Origin of the sequence: Rothia sp. ZJ932 (assembly GCF_016924835.1) — a bacterium.
Taxonomy (GTDB): Bacteria; Actinomycetota; Actinomycetes; order Actinomycetales; family Micrococcaceae; genus Rothia.
In genome coordinates this window covers 1,448,886-1,460,543 of sequence record NZ_CP070480.1, presented here as the reverse complement: position 1 = coordinate 1,460,543, position 11,658 = coordinate 1,448,886, and the positions used below count along the sequence as shown (strand labels likewise).

9 protein-coding genes are annotated in these 11,658 nt (G+C 53.5%); 4 read left to right on the top strand and 5 right to left on the bottom strand.

The features are described 5' to 3' along the window. Positions 1–300 precede the first annotated feature (300 nt). Positions 301–1,710: a mycothione reductase gene (locus JR346_RS06700; RefSeq protein WP_205482031.1), complete on the top strand. Its 1,410-nt coding sequence runs from the start codon at positions 301–303 to the stop codon at positions 1,708–1,710. A 148-nt stretch (positions 1,711–1,858) separates the two neighbouring features. On the opposite strand, the gene JR346_RS06695 is transcribed toward JR346_RS06700, so the two are convergent. The 3 genes from JR346_RS06695 to JR346_RS06685 form a co-directional block, all read right to left on the bottom strand. Continuing rightward, positions 1,859–2,404 carry a hypothetical protein gene (locus JR346_RS06695; protein ID WP_205482030.1) on the bottom strand — a complete coding sequence of 182 codons (546 nt, stop codon included), beginning with the start codon at positions 2,402–2,404 and terminating at the stop codon, positions 1,859–1,861. Positions 2,405–2,802: 398 nt separating this feature from the next. Further along, on the bottom strand, positions 2,803–5,310 hold the full coding sequence (locus tag JR346_RS06690) for a long-chain fatty acid--CoA ligase (RefSeq protein WP_205482029.1): 2,508 nt from the start codon (positions 5,308–5,310) through the stop codon (positions 2,803–2,805). Then, positions 5,297–6,061, bottom strand: a complete 765-nt coding sequence (locus JR346_RS06685) for a carboxylesterase (protein ID WP_204876382.1) — start codon at positions 6,059–6,061, stop codon at positions 5,297–5,299. Before JR346_RS06685 ends, JR346_RS06690 begins: the two co-directional genes overlap by 14 nt. A gap of 181 nt (positions 6,062–6,242) precedes the next feature. Here JR346_RS06685 and JR346_RS06680 point away from each other — a divergent pair, with 181 nt between their 5' ends. Continuing rightward, positions 6,243–6,977, top strand: coding sequence for a lysophospholipid acyltransferase family protein (locus JR346_RS06680; RefSeq protein ID WP_370592468.1), 735 nt, complete (start codon positions 6,243–6,245; stop codon positions 6,975–6,977). A 116-nt stretch (positions 6,978–7,093) separates the two neighbouring features. Beyond that, on the top strand, positions 7,094–8,446 hold the full coding sequence (locus JR346_RS06675; protein WP_204876379.1) for a class II 3-deoxy-7-phosphoheptulonate synthase: 1,353 nt from the start codon (positions 7,094–7,096) through the stop codon (positions 8,444–8,446). Positions 8,447–8,531: 85 nt separating this feature from the next. Here JR346_RS06675 and JR346_RS06670 read toward each other — a convergent pair whose 3' ends face one another. Continuing rightward, positions 8,532–9,929, bottom strand: coding sequence for a serine/threonine-protein kinase (locus tag JR346_RS06670; protein WP_205482028.1), 1,398 nt, complete (start codon positions 9,927–9,929; stop codon positions 8,532–8,534). 129 nt (positions 9,930–10,058) lie between these two features. Between JR346_RS06670 and JR346_RS06665 the strand changes: the two genes are divergently transcribed. Beyond that, positions 10,059–10,424 (top strand): Rv2175c family DNA-binding protein, encoded by a 366-nt coding sequence (locus tag JR346_RS06665; RefSeq protein ID WP_204876374.1) that lies wholly within the window; start codon positions 10,059–10,061, stop codon positions 10,422–10,424. Positions 10,425–10,522: 98 nt separating this feature from the next. Here JR346_RS06665 and JR346_RS06660 read toward each other — a convergent pair whose 3' ends face one another. Next, positions 10,523–11,653, bottom strand: coding sequence for a polyprenyl synthetase family protein (locus JR346_RS06660; protein ID WP_204876372.1), 1,131 nt, complete (start codon positions 11,651–11,653; stop codon positions 10,523–10,525). Positions 11,654–11,658: the final 5 nt, after the last annotated feature.

Here is an 11,658-nt window from a genome sequence, read left to right as displayed (position 1 = left end):
GAAACTGGCTGAACGCCATTGAGATGGGTGCGTTGAAAGATACTTTAGTTTTGTGATTACCTGTGTGGTTCTCAAAAGAAAAGTACTTCAGAAGCCAGTACAAGATGCCAAGTGCCGCAAGCGAGCGATAGGGGAGCGCATGAAGTCTTCATGCCGGCTGAGGATAGACCTCTCTCAATTGATTAAGGGTCTCTAAACCCACAATCTACCGAGCGCTCCTAGACAATTGGAAGATACCGAGAACAAAACGGGGCTTGCCACCGTTGGTAGAGTGGAGAAAAACATAGATGAAAGGCAGCGATGACTATTCAAGAATTTGATCTCATTATTATTGGCTCGGGTTCTGGCAACTCAATTATTAACGAGGAATGGGATAACAAAAAGGTAGCTATTATTGACGGTGGCACCTTCGGCGGTACTTGCCTGAACTTTGGGTGCATTCCCACCAAACAGTATGTTTACCCGGCAACCCTGGGGCACAATATTAGAACCCATGAGCACCTGGGTATCAAGGGCGAGGTTACTGACGTTGATTGGTCTGCTATGCGTGACCGCATTTTCGCTCGTATTGACGCTATCTCAGCCGGTGGACGCGATTACCGCGCGGGGCTGGGCAACGTCACCCTCTTTGAAGAGTACGCTCATTTCATTGATACCCACACCCTTGAAACCGAATCAGGCAAGCAACTTACCTCGCCGCAGATTGTGATTGCTACAGGCTCACGTTCTGTTCTGCCCGATGTGCCCGGTATCGACGGTCCGAACGTCCACACCTCAGACACCGTCATGCGCATTGATGATTTGCCCGCCCGCGTCGTGGTTATTGGTGGCGGCTTTATTGCCGCTGAATTCGCTCACGTGTTCAACGGGTTGGGCTCGCAGGTGATTCAGGCTAACCGCTCCGACGTGCTCCTGCGTAAGGCAGATGCAGAGGTTTCCGAGAAGTTCGCTGAACAGGCGGCGAAACAGTGGGATCTGCGCCTGAACCATGCCCTGACTGAAATCCGTGAACAGGCAGACGGTTCTGCTGTAGTGGTCTTCGACCACGAGGGAGAGAGAGCTGAGGTAGAGACCGACCTGGTGCTGGTGGCTACCGGTCGTAAACCTAACAGCGACACTTTGAGCGCAGAGAAGTTCTTCGACGTGGATGATCAGAGCGGTTTGGTTGCGGTGGATGCCCAGCAGCGCGTCCTGAAAAATGATGAGGTCGTTGAGGGCGTCTTTGCCCTAGGAGATGTGAGCTCACCCTATCAGCTTAAGCACGTAGCCAACGCTGAGGCGCGCACCGTGCAGCACAACTTGACCCATCCCGATGCCCTACGCGCAACTGACAGCCGTTATGTACCTGCGGCGGTCTTCACTCACCCGCAGATTGCGCAGGTTGGCTTGGTAGAGAAGGACGCCTGTGAGCTTGCCGAACGCGAGGGCTTCGAACTTGCCGTGAAGGTACAACACATCGGCGATGTAGCCTACGGCTGGGCAATGGAAGATTCCGTCGGCTTCGTGAAACTGCTGGCGAATAAAGAAACCGGCGAATTACTCGGCGCGCACATCATGGGGGAGGAAGCTTCCAACCTCATTCAGCCCCTTATTCAAGCCATGCAGTTTGGACTGCCTGCCCACCAGATGGCACGCGGCCAATACTGGATTCACCCCGCGCTCGCGGAAGTCGTAGAGAACGCACTCTTGGGTCTGGAAACTGAACACTAAAAACTAGTCAAACAGTCTATAGGCAAAAAGTCGCCGGTTACGTTGTCAACGTAAACGGCGACTTTTTATCAATGCATCAGCATGACTGATTAGAAGACGCGGGGAGTGCTCTGCCGGGTCTTGCTATTCCACCAGATCGTCGAAGGTGTTAAGGTCTGCCCCGTGAACGGTAAACAGCAGCAGCGGTAGTTTCAACAGCAATGTACTGTTCAGCGCGTGCTGCCTGAAGACCAAGGGGTAATGAACTTCCGAAGGCGGGGTGTACTGCCATGCTTTTGGGCGAAAGGAGCAAGCCTAGGAACACCCTGGACGGTTGTCTCACGGATCTTGGTAAAGAGGTGTAGCCTGTAGTCAATCCAGTTCGCGGTGAGGCACTAGAAGACCCCGCAACTTTTGAAAGGAGCCGTTGACGAGCTTGAATAAGTCCTGCGGCAACCACCAGTAATTCTGCCGTCTGCGGTTGCACACAAGTTGCGGTCATAAGTGCTTGACTTGCGGTTAGCGGGACCGTAGGCACCGCCGCCGTATTGCGAGCTTCGATAGTGAAGGTGATTTTAATATCTTCAATCACTGCATCAGACGGGAAGTTATTGAAACCAATACCGCCATAGAAGTTGATGCCATGTTCAGCGGTGGCTGTAGTCGCAGGGGCAGTTGTGGTAGCGCCCCATTTGTAGATGATATCCGAATACAAATTCAGCTTCGGTGCGCACTGGCTTACTGCGTATGCCGGTATGGCGGGTGCTGCCTATACAGCACCTGTCACCACGGTTAGACGTGAAACGTTTTTAGTCATTGTGGTGAAATCCCCATTGTTTCGTTTGTTTTAAGTTTCTTGAGTAGACAACAATCCCTATGTTTCTATTCGGTAATATATCCACAGCAGCAAGGATCGAAAACAGGTAAGAGGTTATGACCGGTAATATTTCGCATACTTATTAACAGCAGAGAATACTCGGAACCAAAGAAAGCTCTGCAGGGTACGCAAAAGCGGGGGTGAACGCCAGATGGCGTTCACCCCCGCTAAGCTAGTCTTACGAAAAACTAGTTCTTAGGAGCCTTCCCGATTTTCGGCTTGCTCTGCTGTGACTCCTACCCCTCAGCTACGGGCTGCTGATCAAAATCGGTGCTCTCATCGAGAGGTTCTTTAATCAAAGAAGCAGTAGCAGGTGAGGTCTGAGTAACCAGCAAAGCATCCTCTTCAGATTCGGGATCCTGCTGCGCTATCTCCACCTTGGGTTCCTTGGCTTCAGTTTTCTGTTCAGCTACCTGAACCTTCAGTTCTGCGCCCTCAGCCTGCTGATCGGCTGCTTCGGCTTCCTTCTCAAGAGTTTTGACAGCTTCTTCAGTTGCCTTAGCGATGGTCTTAGGCGTGATGACCTTCTTAGAGGTATCAACCTTTAGAGGAACGACACCCACGATGCCGGGTACCAGCTCAATCTTTGAGGCGGTCGGTGCGGGTTCAGCCGCCTGATCCACCGCGTCCTCGGGCTCTTCGACCAAGAGACCAGCTGCAGCAGCTTCGTCCTCATCGACCACAACCCACTCGGTGCCAGCTACCTCAATAGCTTCATCCGTGGACTCATCGGCATCTTCTGCTGAGTGCTTGCCATGGATGGGTGAGTACTTCTGTACTTTCTCGCCCAGCTCGTGCAGTTTCTCAGCTGATTCTGCTTTGAACGCCTCGAACTTCTCTGACTGCTCAGCGCGGTAGGCTTCAAACTTCTCTGATTTTTCGGCTCGGTAAGCCTGGAACTTTTCACCCTGCTCTTGTACTGACTCGAGGGTGCGGTTGTAGATATCTTCAACGTATGCGCTGAAATCCTGCATGACTTGGGGGCGACGGATTTTCATGGACGGAGTCAAATGTCCTTCTGCTTCGGTGAAATCTTTATCGGTAATACGGAATTCTCTGATAGATTCAGCCTTCGACACGAAAGCGTTTGCCTCGTCAATAAAACGCTGAATAGATTCGCGGACGCGCGGGTTCGTGGACGCCTCCTTGGGGGTCAGCGTGCGTGGCAAGCCCAGGTGCTCCAACTCATCGGGGAGCACCTCGGGGTCAAGGGTAATCAGAGCCGCAATAAAGGGCTTCTCGTCGCCAACCAGCATTGCCTGGCTAACTAGCGGGGAAGTACGGATGTGTTCCTCTGCTGGGGTGGGCACCACGTTTTTACCACCGGCGGTCACAATAATTTCTTTCTTGCGACCCACAATGGTGAGACGGTTCTTCCCATCGATTTCTACCAGGTCACCGGTCTTAAACCAGCCGTCCTCGGTGAAGGAGAGAGCGTTCTCTTCCTCGTTGTCGAGGTAGCCATCGAAGAGACCAACACCTTGCATTTCGAGTTCGCCGTCTTCAGCTAGGCGCACTCGTGTGCCGGGAATGAGCGTGCCCACGTTGCCCACGGAGAAATCTCGGATGCGTCCCACTGCCAGAGGGGCGGTGGTTTCGGTAAGACCGTAACCCTCTACTACCTCGATGCCTACGGCGTGGTAGAAATGACCTAAACGCGGAGCAAGGCGCCCGCCGCCTGAGACGGCGTACTGAACCGCGCCGCCCATTGCGTTGTGCAACTTGGAATAGACCAGCTTCTGGTAGAAGCGGTACTGCATCTCAAGAAGCGGGGGAACGTTGCCCGCAATTTTCGCTTTAGACCAGCGAATAGCGACATCAATACTGCGGTTGAAGAGCTTGGCGTTGAGTTTGCCACCCTTTTCTGCCTTCTTGGTAGCGCCCTCAAAGATTTTCTCAAAGACGCGGGGAACCACCAGCAGCACAGTGGGCTTGAAGCTATCGAGGTCACTTGCCAAAGACTTGATATTGGGGCTGTGCCCAACCGTTAGGCCGGCATCAAAAGCGAGCACCTGAATGAGACGCGCCAAGACGTGAGCCAGCGGCAAGAAGATAATCAGTGAGTGGCTTTCATTAGCAATCTCAGGAATAGTTGCCTTGGAGTTAGCGCTCAGACGCACAAAATTACCGTGCGAAATTGGGCATCCTTTAGGGCGACCGGTGGTGCCTGAGGTGTAGACAATTGTTGCAACGTCATCAAGGGAGGCTGCCGAGCGGCGTTCCTCGACAGTTTCGTCGGTGATATCGCGTCCTGCTTCAATCAGAGCTTCGAGCGCATCATCATCGAGCACAAGTACAGATTCCAGAGCTGCTAAATCAGTTTCTTTGATCTCGCGTGCCTGATCAATAACGGCGGCGTTTTCAGCGTTCTCAACGATAATTACCTTGGTGCCAGAATGAGAAAGCGCCCACGCCGCCTGGGCAGGTGAGGACGTCTCATAGACAGGCACAGAGACAGCACCTGCGTACCAGATTGCGAAGTCACACAGGGTCCATTCATAACGGGTGCGGCTCATAATACCTACACGGTCGCCTGCCTCAACGCCCAAGGCAATCAGACCCTTGGCAACGTCCATCACCTGGCGGCGGAAAACCGTTGCGCGAACGTCCTGCCAATTACCCGGAGACTTCTGCACACGGTAAACCACAGGATTAGAAGAATCTTGAGCCCTGCGCTCAACCATATCGGTGATGTTATTGTTCGGGTCAACTGTAACAACTTCCGGAGAATTAATTGTTTTCATCTGATACAGCCTCGTTGTTATGATGGGTGGTGAGTTCAACTATGAACTCGTAGGACTCTGAAAAAACTTGTGGTGCATCATAGTCTAACGTTGCGACATGAAAACTATTAAATAGTCGTACCGTTTTACTATTGTGGGCGTAATTTTTGAGGTAACTCACCGAACGGCTATCGATGACGTGGTCATCTTCGGAGCGAAAGATGAGTATCGGTGCGGTGATTGAAGCAATGTTCCTGCGTACTTCTTGACCGAGTTTGTGTAGCTCGTAGATGCTTTTGACCGGGGTGCTGTCGTAGGCGTGCTCATTAACCCCGGGTTTTTTGATGTCAGAGCCGATAGAGTTGACGGACGCGCGAAAGGGAGCTACCCAGCGCGCCCAGCGCATGAGAAGCTGAGTGTCTTGCACGAAGGGATTCACCACTACGATGCCCGCTACGGCGCGACGCGAAGCAAGATGTAGCGCTAAGGTGCCTCCCATCGATAAACCAAAAACAAAAACGTGGGAGCATCTGCGCGCCAAACGCCAATAGGCACGGTCTACTTCTTCAACCCAGTTGTGATAGGTCGTTTCAGCCATGTTCTGCCACGAAGACCCGTGACCGGGCAAGAGCGGCATCTCAACGTGAAGGTTTTTACCGGCGAAGTATTCGGCTGCCGGTCTCACTGAGAAAGGGGAGCCGGTAAAGCCGTGCAGTACGAGCACGCCCACAGGGGAATCACCCGCGTGAGAAAGAGTGCTGTGAATGTGCATGGGCTAATCCCTTGAGCGTGCCAACAAAAACTATCTGCAGTAGATAATACTGCACTGTTTTGATACACGTCACTGTGTATCGCTACCCGAGAAAATACTCCGCTCTATCTACGATAAAATAACACCAAGACTACGGCATCTACCGGAACAAAGACGTAACGAGGGAAAACCGATGCTTTACATGGCACTCAAAAAAGTACTGCTGGGCCCACTCATGCGCAGGCTCTACCGTCACGAGGTTACCGGCCTCGAGAACGTGCCTCAGCATTCTGCTGCAATCCTTGCCAGCAACCACCTCACCTTTTTAGACTCAATTTTTGTGCCTCTTGCCGTTCCCCGGCAGATGTTCTATTTAGCTAAAGCCGACTATTTCACCACCGGCGGTCTTAAAGGCAAAGCGATGAAAGCTTTCTTCTCGGGCGTGGGGCAAATTCCTATCAACCGCTCCGGCGGTACACGAAGCTCAGCCGCCGTTGAACAGGGAGTCCAGGTGCTGCGCGAAGGCAAACTCCTCGGTATTTACCCCGAAGGCACCCGTAGTCCCGACGGCAGAATCTACCGCGCCAAGACGGGGGTTGCCCGTATTGCACTTGCCGCCCGCGTCCCCGTTATACCCGTGGGGCAAATGGGTAATGACGACGTTCAGCCCCTAGGTAGCAACAAAATTCAGTGGCGTAAAAACGGCAAGAAAATCACCGTCAAAACCGTCATTGGTGCCCCTATCGATCTGAGCCCCTACTACGACACCGCTGATTCTTATGAGACCCTGCGCGAAGTATCAGACCTGATCCTGCACGAAATCCAGAAAATCACCGACCAAGAATACGTACCGGTCTACGCCAGCGATGTCAAAGCCCTGATGAAAGAAAGGAACATCACCGCCGAAGAAGCGGTGGAAACCTTGCAACAGCACTAAAACACCACATTCAGTGTCATTATCTGAAACAGAAGAACGAACCTACCCTCATGCTCCCTACAATGGGCGGTAGGTAAGAGAAAACAATCCCCTCACGTGTAGAAAGCGAACCTCTCATGACCAACGCTGATACAGCCACAACGACCTCTAACCTCGATGAGTGGCGCTCGCTTAAAATTGACCAGCACCCCCAGTGGGCTGAACACCCTGATTTTGTACCCACGCTCAATGAGCTAGAGACTCTGCCTCCGCTGGTTTTTGCCGGTGAAGTAGACCGTATGCGTCGCAGTCTTGCAGATGTTGCCGAGGGTAAAGCCTTTTTGTTGCAGGGCGGTGACTGCGCCGAGACATTCGACGGTGCCACTGCCGATAAGATTTCAGCCCGCGTGAAGACCCTGCTGCAGATGGCAGTAGTACTAACCTACGGTGCTTCCATGCCAGTTGTTAAGATGGGGCGCATGGCGGGGCAGTTCTCGAAGCCGCGCTCATCAAATGATGAAACTCGCGATGGCGTTACCCTGCCGTCTTTCCGAGGCGAAATGGTCAATGGTTTTGATTTCACCGCTGAGTCACGCGTCCACGACCCCAAGCGCATGCTGCAGGGCTACCACACCAGTGCCTCAACCCTGAACCTAATTCGCGCATTCACCACTGGTGGCTTCGCTGATCTTCGTTCGGTACACAACTGGAACAAGGGCTTTACCTCTAATCCCGCCCACTCCCGTTACGAGTCGCTGGCTGCTGAGATTGACCGTGCCATCAAATTCATGGACGCATGCGGTGCTGACTTCAACGCGCTGAAAGCAACCGAGCTTTACACCGGTCACGAGGCTCTGCTACTCGATTACGAACGTGCCCTGACCCGTACTGATTCGCGCACCAATTTGCCCTACGGCACATCCAGTCACTTCTTGTGGATTGGTGAGCGTACCCGCGGTCTTGAAGACGCACACGTTAATTTCTTGTCGAAGGTGCAGAACCCCATCGGCGTCAAGTTGGGACCCACCACTACTGCTGACGACGCGATGGCGCTGATTGACAAGCTCGATCCCAACCGCGAGCCGGGCCGATTGACTTTCATCACCCGTATGGGTGCCTCCAAGATTCGCGAGAACCTGCCCGCAATCGTAGAGGGCGTGCAGAAAGAAGGAGCGAAGGTGGTGTGGGTCACCGACCCCATGCACGGCAACACCATCTCGGTGCCCTCCGGCTACAAGACCCGTCGCTTCAACGATGTGGTGGATGAAGTCAAGGGCTTCTTCGAGGTTCACGAAGCACTGGGATCATTCCCCGGCGGTATTCACGTTGAGATGACCGGTGACGATGTTGCCGAGTGTTTGGGCGGCTCTGACCCCGTAGACGAGGCCGCTTTCGCTGATCATTACGAAACCCTCTGCGACCCCCGTCTGAACCACCGTCAGTCGTTAGAGATTGCCTTCTTAGTAGCCGAATACCTTTCGCGCCGTTAAGCCGCTATTCAACGATGATGTGCCAAAGGGCTGGTGTCTGTTCTCGAAGTAAGAACGGACGCCAGCCCCTTGACCTACCGTGCGGTTACAGAAACCCTTGCCAGAGGGCTGAGGAGAGCAGAGCGGTGGCGAGCCACCAGCCTAAGAAGCTGGCGCAGAAGAGAAGAAGAAAGATAACAATACCCACGGTTGCTATTTTTATACTGCTGGGTGCAGGTAGGTAAGGCTCTGGTACTTGGTGGGGGTCGATACTCGGAGCGGACGCCTGCTGCCAGTTGCTTTCAGCACTCAGGTGTGGATCATTGGCAGTGGCTTCGTTCGCTCGGTAGGCACCGTGAAGCGGACTCTGCGCTGAAATAGGTTGGTGCTTTGCCGGGGCATCATCAGGTTCAGTATCTGGCGCATCCACCATATCCAGCGCTACGGGAGACCCCTCGGTTTCTTCTGCTAGGGTCTGCTCCCACAGCCCATCATCTTCTAAATCATCGGCAGCCGAAAAGGCGGTGATGGGTCTGCGCGCTGCTACCTCGTTAGCCCCGGAAAGCTCCGCAATGTGCTCAACAGCCTCCCACAGTGGCAGGTCATGGGGGGAACGAGATGCACAGTACTCTAATTCGCTCTCGCTCAGGCTCTGAGCGATATCGCTGAGCGTGGTGAAAAGTTCGGTAGCATTTTCCGGTCGTGCCTGCGGATCTTTGCGGGTACACCATTTGATGATGCCCACAATATCGCGGGGTAAGTCGGGGGCGTAGCGGGTGATCTCGGGTAACTCGGTGTGGACGTTGTTGTAAAGAACCTGCTGGTCATCCATACCACCAAAAGGTAGGCGTCCTGAGAGCATACGGTAGAGCATAATGCCGAGGGCAAAAATATCACTGCGCGCGCTGACCGTACCCTGACTGCTCACAATTTCAGGGGCAACGTAGGGCGGAGTGCCCATAAGCGAGCCCGTCCACGACTGGTCGGTGCGGCGGGTTAGACCAAAATCAGCGATTTTGACGCTTTCCGTTTCAGAAGACATAAGGACGTTTCCCGGCTTGATATCGCGGTGTATCAGCGAGAGCGCATGCACCTCAGAAAGCCCCTCAACAATTGGCAGCATCACCTCAAGAGCCTCAGCCACTGACAGCACAGGACGCACCCTGAGTAACTGGTGAAGAGTGCAACCATGCACGTACTCCAGTACTAAGAACATCAGTTCAGAACCAGCCCATCGATCGGTACCGGAATCAATCACGCTTACTACCGCCCCATGGCGCACCTGCCGTAAAGACCTCTCTTCACGAAAGAACTTTTGCTGCACAGAAACATCATTGGTGAACTGCGGCAAAAGCACCTTCACCGCCACGGGGTTATTCGACCATAAATCAACCCCGTGATAAACCTCAGCCATACCACCGCGGGCAATGAGCGAACCCAGCTCATAGTGACCAGAAAAAATGGCGCCGGTCAGCCACGCCTCAGAAGCCTTATCGTGTGTCATCGTACCCACCAGCCTAAATCATCAGGGCACACAAGTTCTAGCTACCTCCGCCTAAGATACAAGCAATATCACCGCACCATATAGCGTGAAAAGACTGCGTTCGCCCCAAATATCTGCGAGACTAGTGATGTGAATGAAAATACTGTTGAACTGTTTGAACTCGTGGGCGAATGGACTACCCTGCCCGATATTGCCGAAGCACTCGATATTAAAGTAACCCGCGTACACGCTCTTATTAATGAGGGGCAACTGATTGCCCTGCGTGACCCCGAAACGAAGGTCCGCAAAGTTCCCGCGCTTTTTGTAGGCGAGGATCGCGTCCTGGAGCCTCTGCCCGGCACTTTGCAGGTGCTTAAAGATTCCGGTTTTACCGAAGAAGAATCTATCAAGTGGCTCTACACCGAAGATGAATCACTGCCCGGTCGTCCTATCGACGCTCTCGTTGACGGTCGCAAGACCGAAATTCGCCGTCGCGCCCAGGCACTTGCCTGGTAAAAGACTACCTGAAGATTAAAAGCTGTTGGCTGCCTTTCACGTATGAAGGCAGCCAACAGTTTTTATAGAGCTTTGAAAGGCATAGTGCCTAAGAAGAGCTAGGAGAGCCTGTGCAAGGCTTTCGCGGCAATGGTACTGAGAGCCGTTTTGACCTGCTCGTTTACCGGTAGCTGCGCCAGCGCGTCCTGAACATGGGCGCGCTTACCCTCAATCATCTCTTCAACACGTGCTAGGGCACCTGAATCTGCAATGAGTGCCTGCATCCGGGTAATATCGGCGTCACTGAGATTCTGGTGACCTAAGGACGCATTAAGGAAAGCGCGTGCCTGGTCATCAACTGCTTGTTCGGTAAGGGCAGTGAGAACAGTGCGCTTGCCCTCACGCAAATCGTCCCCGGCAGGTTTGCCGGTTACTTCGGGTTCCCCGAAAACACCCAACACATCATCGCGCATCTGAAAGCCCTCGCCCAGCGGCAGGGCAAAAGCGCGGTAGGCAGAAATTCGTTCAGACACAGCGTTACCGCGCAAAGACTCTGCAAGAGCCCCACCGATTGCCAATGGGTGCTCACACGAATATTTTGCTGACTTATAACGAATAACGCGCTGGGCTCGTTCGAGCGCCTGCTCGTGGTTTTCAGAGGTGACAACCTCGTTCAAAACATCGAGGTACTGACCAGCCATGACTTCGGCGCGCATCACATCAAAAATCCGTCGCGCCTGGGTACCCCATGCGGCACGCTCGCCGATAGAAGAAAACGCTGTTTCAGACATTGCTAGGCACAAATCCCCGGTCAAAATGGCGCTGGCTATACCGTACTGCCTGCCATCGTGCTGCCAACTTTCACGCGCGTGCATGGATTCAAAACGCTTGTGTACCGCAGGGGCACCGCGGCGGGTATCTGAATTATCAATGATGTCATCGTGAATCAAAGCCGCTGATTGAAACAGCTCAATGGCAACGCCTGCCCGCACAATGTCGGGTGCATTGGCTGCGCCGCCGGCACCACGCCAACCCCAGTAAGCCAAAAGGGCACGTAGGCGCTTGCCACCGGTAGAAAGCTCACGAATAGAATCGAGCAAGGGCAGCGACTCCTCCGAAACCTCTGCGAGTACCGCTTTTTGTTCCTCGAAAAAAGAGATCATATCGTCTTCAAGAGCCGTCAGAAAGGTCTTCTGTTCGGCGGTGATAGCGGCGTGCGCTGACTGCCCGTCGTGCGATGAAACACCCATGATAC

Excerpts from the sequence above, each read along its gene's own strand:
- JR346_RS06700 (WP_205482031.1), top strand. The coding sequence starts at position 301 with ATGACTATTCAAGAATTTGATCTCATTATTATTGGCTCGGGTTCTGGC.
- JR346_RS06690 (WP_205482029.1), bottom strand. The coding sequence starts at position 5,310 with ATGAAAACAATTAATTCTCCGGAAGTTGTTACAGTTGACCCGAACAAT.
- JR346_RS06685 (WP_204876382.1), bottom strand. The coding sequence starts at position 6,061 with ATGCACATTCACAGCACTCTTTCTCACGCGGGTGATTCCCCTGTGGGC.
- JR346_RS06680 (WP_370592468.1), top strand. The coding sequence starts at position 6,243 with ATGGCACTCAAAAAAGTACTGCTGGGCCCACTCATGCGCAGGCTCTAC.
- JR346_RS06675 (WP_204876379.1), top strand. The coding sequence starts at position 7,094 with ATGACCAACGCTGATACAGCCACAACGACCTCTAACCTCGATGAGTGG.
- JR346_RS06670 (WP_205482028.1), bottom strand. The coding sequence starts at position 9,929 with ATGACACACGATAAGGCTTCTGAGGCGTGGCTGACCGGCGCCATTTTT.
- JR346_RS06660 (WP_204876372.1), bottom strand. The coding sequence starts at position 11,653 with ATGGGTGTTTCATCGCACGACGGGCAGTCAGCGCACGCCGCTATCACC.